15 protein-coding genes are annotated in these 14728 nt (G+C 57.2%); 6 read left to right on the top strand and 9 right to left on the bottom strand.

Going from position 1 to position 14728, the window contains the following annotated elements; translation table 11 throughout:
• Positions 1-31: 31 nt before the first annotated feature.
• The 4 genes from GSQ81_RS00305 to GSQ81_RS00290 are packed head-to-tail and all read right to left on the bottom strand — an operon-like array spanning position 32 to position 3164.
• Positions 32-367: an energy transducer TonB gene (locus GSQ81_RS00305; RefSeq protein ID WP_158908767.1), complete on the bottom strand. Its 336-nt coding sequence runs from the start codon at positions 365-367 to the stop codon at positions 32-34.
• 49 nt (positions 368-416) lie between these two features.
• Positions 417-1019: a class IV adenylate cyclase gene (locus GSQ81_RS00300; RefSeq protein ID WP_158908766.1), complete on the bottom strand. Its 603-nt coding sequence runs from the start codon at positions 1017-1019 to the stop codon at positions 417-419.
• Positions 1020-1035: 16 nt separating this feature from the next.
• Positions 1036-2025 carry an L-threonylcarbamoyladenylate synthase gene (locus GSQ81_RS00295; protein ID WP_158908765.1) on the bottom strand — a complete coding sequence of 330 codons (990 nt, stop codon included), beginning with the start codon at positions 2023-2025 and terminating at the stop codon, positions 1036-1038.
• Positions 2022-3164, bottom strand: coding sequence for an ATP-binding protein (locus GSQ81_RS00290; RefSeq protein ID WP_158908764.1), 1143 nt, complete (start codon positions 3162-3164; stop codon positions 2022-2024). The genes GSQ81_RS00295 and GSQ81_RS00290 overlap by 4 nt, the downstream gene beginning before the upstream one ends.
• 199 nt (positions 3165-3363) lie before the next feature.
• Here GSQ81_RS00290 and GSQ81_RS20205 point away from each other — a divergent pair, with 199 nt between their 5' ends.
• Entirely contained in the window at positions 3364-3495 is a 132-nt protein-coding gene (locus tag GSQ81_RS20205) for a hypothetical protein (RefSeq protein ID WP_256369646.1), read from the top strand.
• On the top strand, positions 3482-4813 hold the full coding sequence (locus tag GSQ81_RS00285; protein WP_158908763.1) for a hypothetical protein: 1332 nt from the start codon (positions 3482-3484) through the stop codon (positions 4811-4813). Before GSQ81_RS20205 ends, GSQ81_RS00285 begins: the two co-directional genes overlap by 14 nt.
• Before the next feature lie 285 nt (positions 4814-5098).
• On the opposite strand, the gene GSQ81_RS00280 is transcribed toward GSQ81_RS00285, so the two are convergent.
• Both GSQ81_RS00280 and GSQ81_RS00275 read right to left on the bottom strand, forming a co-directional pair.
• A complete protein-coding gene (locus tag GSQ81_RS00280) occupies positions 5099-5266 on the bottom strand; it encodes a hypothetical protein (RefSeq protein ID WP_158908762.1) in 168 nt (55 codons plus the stop codon).
• Between the two features lie 159 nt (positions 5267-5425).
• On the bottom strand, positions 5426-5920 hold the full coding sequence (locus tag GSQ81_RS00275) for a VOC family protein (RefSeq protein ID WP_158908761.1): 495 nt from the start codon (positions 5918-5920) through the stop codon (positions 5426-5428).
• A 317-nt stretch (positions 5921-6237) separates the two neighbouring features.
• On the opposite strand from GSQ81_RS00275, the gene GSQ81_RS00270 reads away from it, so the two are divergent.
• A complete protein-coding gene (locus GSQ81_RS00270) occupies positions 6238-6906 on the top strand; it encodes a hypothetical protein (RefSeq protein WP_158908760.1) in 669 nt (222 codons plus the stop codon).
• A 3-nt stretch (positions 6907-6909) separates the two neighbouring features.
• On the opposite strand, the gene GSQ81_RS00265 is transcribed toward GSQ81_RS00270, so the two are convergent.
• Positions 6910-8265 carry an amidohydrolase family protein gene (locus GSQ81_RS00265; protein ID WP_158908759.1) on the bottom strand — a complete coding sequence of 452 codons (1356 nt, stop codon included), beginning with the start codon at positions 8263-8265 and terminating at the stop codon, positions 6910-6912.
• Positions 8266-8480: 215 nt separating this feature from the next.
• On the opposite strand from GSQ81_RS00265, the gene GSQ81_RS00260 reads away from it, so the two are divergent.
• Entirely contained in the window at positions 8481-8867 is a 387-nt protein-coding gene (locus GSQ81_RS00260; RefSeq protein ID WP_158908758.1) for a BlaI/MecI/CopY family transcriptional regulator, read from the top strand.
• The gene (locus tag GSQ81_RS00255; RefSeq protein ID WP_158908757.1) at positions 8864-10936 is read left to right on the top strand and encodes a M56 family metallopeptidase; all 2073 of its coding nucleotides are present in this window, start codon (positions 8864-8866) and stop codon (positions 10934-10936) included. Before GSQ81_RS00260 ends, GSQ81_RS00255 begins: the two co-directional genes overlap by 4 nt.
• A 33-nt stretch (positions 10937-10969) precedes the next feature.
• Here GSQ81_RS00255 and GSQ81_RS00250 read toward each other — a convergent pair whose 3' ends face one another.
• Positions 10970-11746 (bottom strand): c-type cytochrome, encoded by a 777-nt coding sequence (locus tag GSQ81_RS00250; RefSeq protein WP_158908756.1) that lies wholly within the window; start codon positions 11744-11746, stop codon positions 10970-10972.
• 128 nt (positions 11747-11874) lie between these two features.
• Positions 11875-13101: a PQQ-dependent sugar dehydrogenase gene (locus GSQ81_RS00245; RefSeq protein WP_158908755.1), complete on the bottom strand. Its 1227-nt coding sequence runs from the start codon at positions 13099-13101 to the stop codon at positions 11875-11877.
• 528 nt (positions 13102-13629) lie between these two features.
• Here GSQ81_RS00245 and GSQ81_RS00240 point away from each other — a divergent pair.
• Entirely contained in the window at positions 13630-14712 is a 1083-nt protein-coding gene (locus tag GSQ81_RS00240) for an acyltransferase (RefSeq protein ID WP_254059901.1), read from the top strand.
• The last annotated feature ends 16 nt before the right edge of the window (positions 14713-14728 follow it).

Genomic DNA, 14728 nt, shown 5'->3' with positions numbered 1-14728 from the left:
TACCTGTACGGTGGTCGCCGGTGGGGAGTGGCTACTGTAGGTCGCTTTTGAAGTTGACTTCGATCTCGGACTCGGAGGTGTCGGGGCCGGGCTCGAAGCGCCAGCGCTTGACTGCGTCCTCTGCGGCGGCGGCCAACAGGGGATGGCCTGACTCGACCTTGGTCTTCAAAACGGCACCGTCGGGCTGGACGGTGACCATAAGAACGACGGTGCCGCCGACGTGCATGCGGCGCGCGAGTTCGGGGTAACTGGGGGCGACACGGGTAACAACGGCTCGATGGACGTTGCCGGCAAAGGCGGCTCCGGCGCAGAGGAAGAGACTTCCTACGACGAGAAGGGGGCGCGAAGAACGGAATGAGACTGCCAAGTAAAACCTCCGGGGTACAGAGGTTGTATCGGCGGAGATGGCGAGAGCTTTAGCGGGGAGTGAGGACCGGGGTAGAGATAGCGGCGAAGGTGAGGTCTTCGGCGGGGCTGCCGGTGCGCTGCTTCCAGTTGAGGAAGAGCGTGCCGTAGCTGTCGGTGATGCAGGTGGCGGAGTCGATCTTCAGCTCGGCGAGAGTTCGGTCGATCCATTCGGGAGGGCCTTCGAGCTCGACGTAGTTGCCGATAGGGGTCTCGTCGATGACGAGATGGGCGGAGCGTTCGGGGTTGTGGGACCACTCGGTCCGAAACTTTTCGTAGGTAAAGACAGGAGCGTAGCCGAGTTGCTGGAAGATCTCAGAGAGTGCGGGGCCGTCGGCGACGGTGGTTTCGGTCTCGATGCGGATCTTGTAGCGGGTGGTGTCGATGGAGGCACGATCAGGCTGGCGCTTGTGGGTGACGGTACAGAGTTCACCGTACTGGCGGATGCGAAGGAGCTGTTTTTTTGCGCGGAGGTCGCGGGTGGGCGTGTCGTAGAGGGTGTTGTGCTCGAAGGTGCGTGGTGTGTCGAGATGGAAGCCAAGTTGGGGAAGACGGGCCTGAAGTGCGGCGGGATCGGAGATGGGGAATTTGAGTTCGATCTCTGCGCTTTGCATGGGTTGAGTATACGAGCTACTTGGTGCGCGCCGCTTTTTCGAGGCGGTCGCGGATGGCGAGGCCGACTCCGCTGGCTTCGGGTAGCGGACAGAGGATGGTGGTGACGCCGCGGGTGTCGAGGTCGCGCAGGCCAGCGAAGAGACGCTGGGCCAAGGCTTCTCCGTCTTCCCACGAGGCCCAAGGGAAGACTTCTGTGGAAGGCTTTAGTGTCCAGCCTTGCGGGAGCAGAACTCCGATTTTTTCTCCTGCGTGCCGTTCTTCCTGCTGGTGCAACTCCTCTTCGCTGGTTACGAGGATGAGCTTTGCGCGAGGCGCGTAGTGACGGATTCCAACGCCGGGTGAGGGAAGGCTGGCTGGATTTTCCTGCTGGGCAGCGATGGGTTGGAAGATGCGAACGGGGCCGGCGACCTGCTCGATCATCTCGGGTGTGATCGCTCCGGGGCGATAGATCAGCATGGGGCTTTGGTTAGGATCGAGGACGGTGGATTCGACTCCGACTGTTGTTGGGCCGCCGTCGAGGATGGCGTCGATGCGGCCGTCGAGGTCTTCGAGGACGTGATCGGCTGTGGTTGGACTGGTGTGTCCGAAGCGGTTGGCGCTGGGCGCGGCGATGGGAACTCCGGCGGCGCGAATGAGGGCGAGCGCGAGCGGATGCGATGGCATTCGCACGCCGATCAGAGGTCTTCCGGCGGTGATTGCGTCGGGAACTTCTGGGGTTCGCGGCAGGAGCAGTGTTAGCGGGCCCGGCCAAAAGCGTTGGATGAGATTATGTGCTTGAGGTGTTGATATAGCTACCTTTGCTAGCATCTTTTGATCGCTGACGTGGACGATCAGAGGGTCCCAAGAAGGGCGGGCTTTGGCAGCGAAGATTTTTGCTATGGCTGCTTCGTCTAGCGCGTTGGCTCCGAGGCCGTAGACGGTTTCGGTGGGGAAGGCCACTGTGCCGCCTTCGCGAAGGATCTTTGCGGCTTGCTCGACCTCGGAGGGTTGAAGGCGAAGTGTCATCGGGCTGAGAGGGCTAGTTGTCCGGCGAAGGCGTCGAGGGAGAGCGAGCGAAGCAGGTTGCGGCGGAGGCCGCTGTAGACCTGATCGAGGCCGCGGGCCGCGCCTTCGATCCACTGGAAGGAGAGGGTCTGCGAGAGGCGGTCGAGTTCGGGTCGAAGGTCGGTGTTGCGGATGAGCTCGGGCGTTCCGGCTCCGAGCAGGAGAAGGTCTTCGAGCAGAAGCGATAGGGAGCGCAGCAGAGCGGTGGTCTTATGCTGGCCTTCGGCTCCGGCGCGATAGGTCTCGGTCATCTTGAAGAGAGCGGTGTGATCGGGCTCGCTGGCGGCGTTGCGGAGGAGCAGGAGAGCGTCGGCTCGCGCGGCGGTGTAGGCGGCGAGGTCGAAGCCGAGGGCTTTGCCAGCGGCTCCTTGAGCGAGGCGGGCGATGAGAGTGCGCTGTTTGGCGGGAACGTCGGGGCGACGGTCGGCGAGCAGCATCTCGATCTCTTCGACTGGCAGTGCGCCGAGACGAACGGTGGCGCAGCGGGAGCGAATGGTGGGCAACAGTTCGCCGGGGTTTTCGGCCAGAATGATGATGTGGACAGTTTCGGGCGGCTCTTCGAGGACTTTGAGCAGGGAGTTGGCCGCTTCTTTCATGAAGCTGGCGGCGGTGAGGATGAAGATCTTCCTGGGCGCTTCGGAGGGAAGGTAGTGCGAGCGCTGGATAACGGAGCGGACCTGTCCGAGTTTGATGAGGAGCTGCGGCGGGTCGGGAGGGATGATGAGAACGTCGGGATGAGGCTGGACTAGGACGCGGGTATCTTTTTTGTCGGCGTCGCGGAGTTCTTCGCGGGCGGCTACGGCTTTATCGACCTCTTCTTCGAGGTTGGCGGCAGAGGCGATGCGGGTGCAGTTGTGGCAGACTCCGCAGAAGCTGGCGAGGGACTGGCCGTTGGACCAGAGGTCGCGGGGCTGGCGCTCGCACTCGACCGCCATGGCCAGCATGAGGGCGAGGGTGTACTTTCCGGCTCCGCTGGGTCCGGCGAGGATGAGCGAGTGCGGCAGGCGACCGGCGGCCATGGCGGTGCGCAGGTGCTCGATGGCACTGGAGTTGCCGAGGAAGTCGTTGAAGGTGGTGGGGAAGCCTGCGGTCTGCGTCATCTTTGGTGTGGTATCCCCCTCCCCCATACTTAAGTACTAAAGTCTTCAAAAGAAAGAACCTAAGTCCGGACTTTGGTCTGTAGCTAGTCAGTACTTGATTTTAGCTTGGGTTAAATGAAAAGTCCCGGCGATGGGCCGGGCTTGTCTCTTCCTGCTGAGTTAATTATAGCGGGGGTGTCAAGGGTTGGTGGGGAGGGTTATGGCATTTTTCTTACTCGAAGGCGACTTCAAGCCATCATTCGATGAGTGCATTGGCGAGTTTGTGATAGAACTGGCACTCACAAGCATCGTCAACTTTCATTTGAGGTTTGGATCGCGTGCCGGAAACTGAAGAGATAAATGCGCCTTCGTGGCGAGCATTCAAATTTTTGGCACTCCTTTTGGGAACGGCGACCGCGGGTCTGATCGTTGCAATGTGGGTGCCCTCCAGCACGGTGAAGGCGATATCCGGTCAAATCGTTGCGACCGCACATCTTCCAGAGGGCAAGTCAGCCACTTCGGCTACCGATGAAAAAGGGACGCAATATTTTGCCGACGAAATCTCCAAATTGGCGCAGGAAGTTGAGACTCAGAGCGCGACCTTTTCAGCCGAAAAAGATGAACTGGACTATCTGACTCGGATTGTCGTGCTCATGATGACTGCAGTCGGTCTATATACGATCATCCTTGGTGTGGTCTCATGGAAGGCGCTAGATGGTCAGAGGAAAGAATTTGAGCGAGCATCAAAGGGCTCCTTGGCGAACCTCGAACGACTGCGGGATGAGCTTGAATTGGACTTTCCGATGCTTGGTCGCATTCAGAGGAATTTCAAGAGCATCCTTGCAAACCTGCGCACTGAGTGCGAATCATTGGCTCCTCGGGATGCTCCAGATAATAGCTTCAGCTCGCTAGAGCCAGCTAGGATCCAGCGGATTCTGTTTTACGAGGGGGCTGTCACTACGGCGCTGCTGCTGAACACGAAGGGACACGAGAAAGAGTTAGCTGAAATCTATCAGCTGCTTGGAGTCTTTTATGGAAGCAAATTCTATTCGACTACTAATGGCGGTGACGAATTCGAAAAGAGCAAAAACCCAGAACATTTCTATCGGGCACAGTTCTACTTCGATCGCGCATCCGACCTTGATCCTGACAACTACACTCTCCTGATGCGGGCTGGAAATTTTTCGCAGTATTACGACAACAAGACTGTTGCGAGCATCTCGCGGAGTTACTTTGAGAAGGCGAGTGGCGTCGGAACGCAATTCCAGAAACCTCTAGTCTCTATCGCCCTCATCGAGTTGGAAGCGTTTAAGAATCCATTGTCGGCTAGGGATGCTCTGAAAAGGGCCCACTCGCGGAAGCACTACGATGAAGGCAGAGAGTCCCCTCAACTCGGATACCTTGCGTACCTCGAATGCTGCGCATTATGTCTCTCTGCTCAAAGAGAAAATGGGACTGAGCGGCAATCCACTCTAAGGAGCGCAGCTGAAAAGTTGGCAGATGTAGCGAAAACGCCCAGTAAGGACTGGATCGCGATCCGTGGTTATTTTGCTGAGGACAGGAGCAAATATTTTGCAATTCTCGAGAACGAGCCGCAGCTTGCGCAAGGAGTCGCTGAGTCTATCCAAACGCTTGAGTCATTCGTTTTCGATGAAATCAAATCTCCCTGACCTGGAGATATTCATCGATGCCTCAAATATGATGATCGAGCTGCGAGGATGGGGCTGAATCGGTACTTAGAATGCTGATTAGCAATCCTATTTAGGCCATCGGCGCGAACTGCGCAGCTCGTGGGCCTCTCCTATCGGCAACCGGTTGAGGCTGCCCGGTTTTCGGAAACTACAATTCTCGGTTATTGAGAACGGGCCTATGCACTCATCGTACTTGCTTGCAGCGGATCAATGCATGGGAAGTATCGATAAACGCGCTTTCGGAAGCAAATGAAGGCATGCACGTTACTTCTGGGCGCTCTCGTTTATAGGTGGAAGGGAACTGAGGTAGCGTACCAGGGTATCCAGGTCGTCTCCTGCGATTCTTCCTGCGTAGGGAGGCATTGGGTTGGTGTCGATGATCGTGAACAGGGTGAGGCCTGACTTGGAGTAGGTGGCGATTTTTCTTGACATGCCCATGACCTGCACGTTGTTATCGTCCTGGCTCAGGATACGGACTGTAACTGTCTGAGAACCAATGCTAGAAGACAGCGGACACTTAACCACAATACAGTTGGCCAACTCAGCAGGCTCCCGATCGAAGCGAAAACGTCTGGCTAAGTCTGATCCGGATCACTTCGCGTTGGCCGCATTCAACGGCTGCCACAGCTCGATTGCATTGCCTTCCGGATCATGCAAGCGTGCGAAGCGGCCGTATGGATAAGCCATAGGGTCCACCTTCACCGCGATGCCTGCGGCCTCAAGCTGTGCGGCCATCTTATCCAGATCGCCCACGCGAAAGTTGATCATCCACTGCTTGGTGTCGTCGCCAAAGTATTTAGTCTTCTCGGAAAAGGGTGTAAAACTCGTCGGTCCGGCCTGCTGATTCCACACAGGATCGTCTTTGCTCTGCGGAGTTACAAAAATGCCGAGGTGGTCCTGATACCACTGCGCCAGGGCTTTCGGATCATGCGCGCGAAAGAAGAAACCGCCGATACCAGTCACGCTTTCCTTCGCCGGAGCTTTCGTTGTGGCCGTTGGCTCCGCGACCGCAAAAGAACCCGGCAGCAATGCTGATCCGGCGGCGGCGGTGAGCACTCCAAGCACTTCACGGCGTTGCATCTTCATGGTGTCCCCTTATATTTGACCAGATTATACGGTTAGCCCAGCAGAAATACCCTTCTGCCTGTTAGATCCCTTCCGACAAGCCGACTTATGAGTTGTCGACAAAGGGATACCAGTCGAGAGGCAAATTGATACTTCAAGCAAATCCGCTTGTGTACACTGTAACGGCGATGAACGCGAAGAATATAGGATCGCGGATGTCTAATAGCTGCATTCCGATGTTGCTATGCGTGCTAGCGCTCTTCTCTCTTGATTCAACGGCGCATGCGCAGGTGGAGTCGCCTCAACAGGAAGTGTCGTTTTCCAATGATACGTGGCACGTGAGTGCTTCTCCGTATCTGTGGCTTGCGGGATTGAATGGGAATTTGACTCTCCTGGGGCATGATGCGGCGGTACACCAGTCGTTCGGCGACATCTTCAGCAACCTGAAGGTCGGTTTCATGGGATTGGGAGAAGTGCGCCGCGGCCGTGTGGGCGTGCTCACCGATCTTCTATTTGTGCGCGTAGGCGATCAACAGGCAGTCCCGGTGCCGCAGCTTCCGTTCCCCGTGCAGGTGAAGCTGACGACGACTACCTTTACGCTGACGCCGCAGTTTGCCTATCGCGTTTATTCGCAGAAGCACTTTACCGCGGATGTGCTGGGGGGATTCCGCTACTACCATCTCGGCGCGAACTCGAATTTCGATGCTGGACCGCTTGGCCAATTCTCCTATGCAGGTACGAATAATTGGGCCGACGTTACGGCAGGCGCGCGTCTGCTGGCGAGTGTGACGCCGAAGATTGGAGCATTCCTGATTGGCGATGCCGGAGGGGGTGGCTCCAGCCCGACGTGGGAGATTGCTTATGGCGTAGGGTACAAAGTGCGGAAAAACGCGACGGCGCAGATTGGATACAAGCGCCTGTACTTCAACCGCCAGGATGGAAACACCTTTGGCCTGGAAGCTACGCAGCAGGGGCTCGTGCTGGGGACGACGATTCGCCTTCGCTAGGCGCTATTGCAGAAGGTCCTTGTAGATCTTTCCGTTCTTCATAATCACGACGAAACTGGTTTCTGGCGTCTCGATCAACTTGATGTTCGCAACCGGATCTCCCTGAACGAGGAGCAGGTCGGCGAGCGCGCCTTCCTGAACCACGCCTAATTTGCCGGGGTAGGGATTACGCGGACCGGAGAGCGCGAGCAACTCAGCGTTGTCGTGCGTGGCCATTTGGAGGACCTCGGCCGGTGTGTACCAGCGGGTGAGTTTGGTGAGCTGCCGGTTCTGATTGAGGGCGCCGGTGGCGGAGAACAAGGTGTCTGTGCCCCAGGCGGTCTTTATCTTGTATTTTTTTGCCAGGCGGTATGCATTTTCTGTGCCGTTGCTGACCTCGAGCTGTTTGGCGCGCGAGTCGGGGTTGACCTGTTTGTTGGCGTCTTCATCGTCGAGGAAGGGCTGGAGGCTCCACCAGATTCCTTTTTCGGCCATGAGCTTTGCGGTGGCTTCATCGGCGAGCTGACCGTGCTCGATGCATTTGACTCCGGCACCAACGGCCATCTGGATAGCCGCAGGCGTATAGGCATGGACGGCGACGTAGGTGTTCCAGTTATTTGCGGCTTCGACGGCGGCATGGATCTCTTCCGGGGTGTATTGCACCGCGTCCAGGGGGTCATAGAGAGAGGCGACGCCGCCCCCGGCCATGAGCTTGATCTGACTTGCCCCGAGCATGAGCTGCTCCCTGGTGCGCTTGAGCACCTGATCGGGCCCGTCGGCGATCATCGCGACGCCTTCCAGCTCGATATGACTGAGCGGACCGCCGATGGTGGAGGGAACCTCGTAGGGCATGCGGAAGTCGCCGTGTCCGCCGGTCTGGGAGATCATGGCGCCGGAGGGATAGATACGCGGGCCGGGATAGAAGCCTTGGTCGATGGCACGCTTGAGGCCGAAGGAGGGGCCGCCCATGTCGCGGAGGGAGGTGAAGCCGCGCAGGAGGGTGGCCTGCGCCTCTTTGGCAGCGACGAGATTGATATAGCCGATGTCGGCGGTGAGGGCGGCCTGCATGGGCATCGCGGCTAACATGATGTGGGCGTGGGCGTCGATGAGGCCGGGCATCAGGGTGCGTCCGGTCCCATCAATCACCTTTGTCTCTGAATCGGGAGTTATCGGCGTAGTGGAGATCTTTGCGATGGTGTTTCCCTGAACGAGAACATCGGCGGGTCCCCAGATGTTGTCTTTGACACCGTCGAAGATATGGACGTTGTGAAAGAGAACAGAGGGGGGCTGTGGTGTGGGGGCGCCGGTGTTCTGGGCAATCAGGAATGGAGCGAGGAAGAGAGTGACCGTGAGGACTGTGAGCCAGCGAAAGGCTTTCATTGTTTCCCTCCTTGAATCAGTGTGCATCTGGAGCGGGAAGCAGCATGATTTCACCGATGTATCGAACATTGCGGATGATTCCACCAAGTCGAGTTCACTATAAACCAACGAAGACCGAAATCACATCAACAGAAGACGAGAAGCTTTTCGTTATGCATTTGACAAAAACATACATAAGTAGTAATTCTACCTACGCAAGTATGTAGGAGGAGAATTTGTCGGCACCTAAGTTGTCTAAGCTGGAGTATCAGATCATGGAGGTTCTCTGGGAGAAGGGAGAGCCGTCCCTCCGGGAGATTCAGGAGTCCTTCCCGGAAGAGCAGCGCCCCGCCTATACCACGGTTCAGACGATGGTTTACCGGATGGAGGCAAAGGGGATCGTGCACCGGGTGAGGAAGGTCGGCAACTTTCATCTTTTCTCCGCCGCGATTACGCGGGACGCGGCCCAGCGCCGTCTGGTTGACGATCTACTGGCGCTGTTGGGCGGGGGCTCGCAATTGTTGATGTCTCACCTGATCAAAGGCGGCAAGTTGTCTCTTGCGGACGTGAAAGAGGCCGAGAAGATGTTGCGCCAGCTTTCTTCGAAGGAGAAACGGCCATGATGCCCAACGGATTCTGGAACGAGAGTTGGACGGCCGCGATCTTCAATCATTTATGGCAATCCTCGCTGGTCATCCTGGTGGCGTGGCTGCTGACGCTGGTGTTGAGACGCAACCAGGCGCGAACACGCTACTGGGTATGGATGGCAGCGTCGCTGAAGCTTCTGCTTCCATTCTTTCTGCTGACTGCAATGGGTGGTTGGTTTCGGCCCGCCAGCGTATCCACGACAGAGAGCCCTCAAATCCCCAGCGCCATGATCAGGATGGCGCATCCTCTTTTGTGGAGCATGGAGGGAACTGACCCCGTTGCAGGTGCTCTGCCTTTGTCGGCTGCTGTCGCCTCATCTTCGCACCATGTTGGTCCTTCTGAGTTTTTTATTCTCTTGTGGCTGTGCGGATTGCTCTTCCTGCTCTTCCGCTGGTCGCGCGGTTGGTGGTCGATTCGCACGATGCTGCGGGGGGCATCTCGTGTGTCCCTGCCGATGGATGTGCCGGTGCTGTTGACCTCACACAGAATCGAACCTGGAATCGTCGGCATTGTCCGCCCCGTGCTGCTGTTGCCGGAGCAGCTTATAGAGCGGCTTTCGCGTGCGCAACTTCGTAGCATTCTGGCGCATGAGAGCTGCCATGTGCGGCGGCGCGACAATCTAACCGCTGCCATGCACATGGTGGTCGAAGCGATCTTCTGGTTTCATCCGGCGGTTTGGTGGATTGAGCGGCGCCTGATCGAAGAGCGTGAGCGGGCCTGCGATGAAGCCGTCCTACAGCTCGGCAATGAAGCGGAGGTCTATGCGGAGAGCATTCTCAATGTCTGCAAGTTTTATACCGAGTCTCCCCTCGCATGTATGTCCGGCGTTACGGGTTCGGATCTGAAGCAGCGCATTTTTCGAATCATGGCGAAGCAGGTTGCGCTCAAACTGGACTTGAGCCGGAAACTTCTACTCAGCGCCGTTGGGATCATGGCGGTCTCGGTCCCGGTGGTTTTCGGCTTACTGCATATTACGGAGGTCCGCGCGCAAACCGCACCTGCGGACCCAGCCAGTCATATCGCCGCAACATGGCAGGGAATATTGCACGCCAATCGGGACCAGCGCTTCGTGATCAAAATCATTAAGGGAGATGGTGGGGCCCTCCGGGCGACCTTTTACAACATTGATGGGGAGCCTGGGGGCATACCTGCTATTTCCACAACGCTTAATCATTCTTTGCTGAAAGTTGAACTTCCTTTTGCCACCTACCAAGGCACTTTGAGCGCCGACGGCAGCGCTATCACAGGGACGTGGAGGCAACGGCAGAATTCGCAGCCGCTCAATTTTGCGCGCGCCACGAACGAGACCGAGTGGACGATTCCTCAACCTCCTACGCCTTTAGCTCCCATGGCTGCGGACGTGAATCCAGCATTTGAAGTTGCCACCATCAAACCCAGCGGTCCCGATGAACACGGTCCGAGATACGACTTTCAGGGTCACCGTTTTTCAGTCATTCATGCTTCACTGAATGACCTCATCAAGTTCTCATATGGCCTTCAACAAAGTCAGATCGTGAAGGCGGAGGATTGGGTCAATTCAGAGAGCTACGATATCTCCGCTGAGCCGGATGGAGAAGGCGAGCCAAGCATCAAGCAGTGGCAATCGATGGTTAAAAAGTTGATGGCGGATCGGTTTCATCTCAAATTCCATCTCGAGAAACGAGAACAATCCGTGTACGTGGTCACAGTCGTCAAGACCGGTCCCAAACTCACGAGGAGTGAGAGTGATCCTGGCGCGTCTGTGGGGCTGGGATTCGGACCTGGAAACTTTGGCGCGACCAACGCAACGATGGCGGATATTGCCGACGCGCTGGGGCAGGGCGTTCTGAACCGACCGGTTGTGGATCAGACAGGACTTACTGGAAGGTATGATCTCCGGCTGGCGTGGACACCGGATGGGCTGGCGACAGCGACGGAAAATAGTAACGACCTACCGGATTTCTTCACTGCGACTCAGGAGCAGTTGGGATTGAAGCTGGTATCGACCAAAGCTCCTGTCGATGTTCTTCTGATCGACCACGTCGAAAGGTCTTCTCCAAATTAGCCGAGAGGCCTTTCGCGAACTAAAGACGCCGCGTTACTTTTGGGCGCCCTCGTTCGTGGATGGAAGGGAACTGAGGTAGCGTACGAGGGTGTCCAGATCGTCTCCGGCGATTCTTCCACCGTAGGGGGGCATGGGGTTGGTGTCGATGATCGTGAACAGGGTGAGGTCCGACTTGGAGTAGGTGGCGGTTTTTCCTGACGTGTCCATGACCTGCACGGTGTGGTCGTCCTGGCTCAGGATGCGGCCTGTCACTGTTTTGCCATCGGCTGTGCTCAGGCGAACGAGGTCGTTGGCGGGGTCGAGGGTTGGCTTTGGAGTGACGATGGCCGCTCGGATCTGGTCGGGCGTGCGGCGCGCTCCTACGCCGTTCAATGATGGTCCGGTGTAGCCACCTTGTCCTTGTATCTGATGGCATGCGAGACATTCGCTCTGGGTAATCAGGCTCTTGGCTTGCTCGATCTCCGAGGAGCTGAGCGGTGTGGCTGCACCCGAGGTAGACGGTGCAGCAGTAGCTTGGGCGGATTTATCGGTTGCAAAATAGGTGGCGAGGTAGAGGTAGGCGTTGTCTATATCCTGCGGGGTGCCGTCCGTACCGCGAGCGGCCATGTCGTCGACACTTTTTCTCCACTCTACCTTGGTCTTTTTAGCAACGGTGACCATGTCGGCGCGATGACAGGCGGTGCAGTTGTGGATGAACTCTGCTTTGCCTTTGCCGTCGGGAAGGTTCTGGCCTAAGGCTGGATTGGAGAGGCAAAGCCCGCACAATAAGGCACACATCGCCCCGAACACTAATTTGTTTTTCTGGTTCATCTTGTCGTCGCTCTTTGAGGTTTACAGAGGGGAGTGGAACGGGTTCTTTGCTGCTGTGACCCTTGACTCTTCTGGAATGAATGTTCCCGGTCCATCGTCTGCCTGAAACGATGGACCGGAGTATTGCTTTATTTCGACTTCGGCGTCAGGTGGAAGAGGCCGCCCGGCTTGGCGTCCTCGATCATCCAGAGTGAGCCATCAGGAGCTTCCTCGATGTCGCGGACTCTGCGGTCCATGTCCCACCGTTCGACTGCGGTTGCTCCGCCTTTGCCGTCGAAGGTGATGCGGGTGAGGGACTTCGATCCCAGACCGCTGGCGAGGGCCGAGCCGTTCCATCCGGGGAAGGTCGAGCCTTTGTAGAACATGAGGTTGCCGGGAGCGATGACGGGCACCCAGTAGATGACGGGCTTGGCCAGCTCAGGATGCGTGTCGGGGCTGGGGACGGGCACGCCGTTGTAGTTGTGTCCGTAGGAGACGAGCGGCCAGCCATAGTTTTTGCCGGGCTCGATGAGGTTCAGCTCATCGCCGCCGCGTGGGCCATGTTCAAGCTCCCACAGGCGGCCGTCGGGTGCGAAGGCCAGTCCATAGGGGGTACGGATTCCGCTGGCCCAGGTCTCGGATGGAGTGAGGTTAGGACCGGGGAAGGTGTAGGTTCTTATGACCGGGGCGGTCTTGGCGGCTTCGGTATCTGATGGCGGATCGATGACGGGCACACTGGCTGCGCCTGTCTTGCCTGCCATGGGATTGCCGGGGGCGGGTTTGCCGTCGAGCGTCAGGCGCAGGATCTTGCCGATGGGCTGGTTGGGGTCCTGGGCTGGCGTCATGCGCTGGCGATCTCCGGAGGAGAGGAAGAGGTATTTGCCGTCGGAAGAGAAGGCGACCGCTCCGCCAAACTGTCCGCCCTCGCCTCGTTCGCCGTCGTGCCAGATAACCTTTAGGTCGTCGAGGCTTGCCGCGCCGTTGTCGATCTTCAGTTTGGCGCGCGCGAGTGCGAGGCTCGAACCACCGTCGCCCGGCTCTGAATAGGTGAGGTAGACGTTGTGGTCTTTCTTGTAGTGAGGGGAGACATAGACGCCCAGCATTCCGCCCTGACCTCTCCAGGTAACGGCGGGCGTGCCGGTAACGGGGGTCTTTGCTCCCTGCTGGGTGACGAGCTGCAAGCCGCCGGTCTTCTCGGTAATCAGCAATCGCCCGTCGGGCAGGAAGGCGATTCGCCAGGGCAGGCTCAACGTCGTTACCTGAACTATGTTGAATGGCTGGGTAGCCTCGGGCTTCTGTTCGCCTGAATTAACCTGTGCGGATGCGCCGCTCGTGGCCATGGCTAAGACAAGCCCCGCGATTGCTAAATGCTTCATCTCGTTCTCCCTTTATCGATAGAGTGATCCGACATCTAAAACCTTTTTACGCCAATGTTGGTCGCCGCAATATTTCGCTCTCTTTTATTAGAGTACCGCGGTTAGCAGATATAAGGATCGACGGCGGCCATGGCCGAATAGTTTCGGAATGGTCTTCGCTGTCGGAGATATGGTTGCAGGGTCGGCGATTTGAGTGCCAGGGAAGAGTTGTGAATCCTCTACTCTCTTTGTTTCGTGTTTCTGCCTAACAGTTGCTCAGGAGCCACGGAATTGTCGCCTTGAACGTGGGGTCCTATCCAAGCGCGCTGACTGGATGCTAAGGTCGTCACGGAGGCCTCCGATCACTGACGATAAACCAGCTTTACGGTAGTAATTAGTCCGCAATAAGCGCATTGGCGATTTACCATCAACTGGCTTCGTCCTGGAGCACGAGTCAGGGTGTGCAACTTGTCTCGTAGCTTCCCGTGACACCGTTTTTCGCGACCGAGACTTTCGCTATGATCTCCACATGACCGAGGACCGCACATCTTGAATATCTCAGCTTCTCCCACCTATAAGCGGCATCAAGGCTTCGACCTCCTTCGAGTCATCGCGATTTACATGGTGATGCAGGTCCATACTGGCGAGTTCGAGTACATAGCGCCCAACGGGACCGTATTGCACACGCCGGGAGCCTGGGCCGTGGGATGGACAAACTCGCTCATGCGGGTCTGCGTGCCGCTTTTCGTCATGATTAGCGGATTTTTTCTCTTCCCCGTCGGGGATGAGCGCAAATTTTTTCGGAAACGCTTTACCCGCGTGTTGATTCCCTTCGTCGTCTGGTGTGTGGTCTACGCCTTCTATTACTACGCGCAAGGAACGGCCTCCCTTCATACCACTTTGCTCAACATCGCGAAGATTCCCGTAAATTACGGCACGGAAGTTGGCCATCTGTGGTTTGTTTACATGCTGATGGCGATCTACCTCATCGCACCTGTGTTCTCGCCGTGGATCGTTTCGGCCAGTCGGAAGAGCATGGAACTCTTCCTGGCGCTGTGGGGCATGACACTGTTGCTGCCCTTCATTCACCTCTTCTTCTCATCGGTATGGGGCGAGTGCTATTGGAATGCAACGCCTACTCTCTACTACTTCTCAGGCTTCATCGGCTATGCCGTACTCGCTGCTTATATCAAGCGATTCTGGATGGCGCCTTCGTTGCGTGTCGATTGGCTCGCCATCGGCATGGTGGTTGCGGGTTATGCCTTCACCGCAGCGGGATTTCTCCACAGACTCGGTTACGAGCACCAAGTACAGAGCCTCGAGTTGACGTGGAACTTCACCACGTTGAACGTTGCGATCATGACAGCGGGACTATTCCTGCTCTTCCGAAACCTTCGTGCAGACCACGAGAGCAGTCTCGTATGGCGGCTTATCGACGATCTTTCGCGTTTGAGCTATGGCATGTATCTGGCGCACATCATCGTACTCAACGCCGTTCACTCCCTCATGGCGCCGTTCCTTGAGAATGCGTTTCTGCGCATACCCGCGATCGCACTTACAACCTTCGTGATTACCTATCTCGGGGTCAAGTTGCTATCGCTGTTGCCGGGAAGCAAATATATCGTCGGATAAAGCCTCCAAGCACCGG

It is taken from the genome of Granulicella sp. L56 (assembly GCF_009765835.1).
Lineage (GTDB): Bacteria > Acidobacteriota > Terriglobia > Terriglobales > Acidobacteriaceae > Edaphobacter.
The sequence above is the reverse complement of the archived record's forward strand: the minus strand, read 5'-3'. Positions and strand labels throughout refer to the sequence as shown.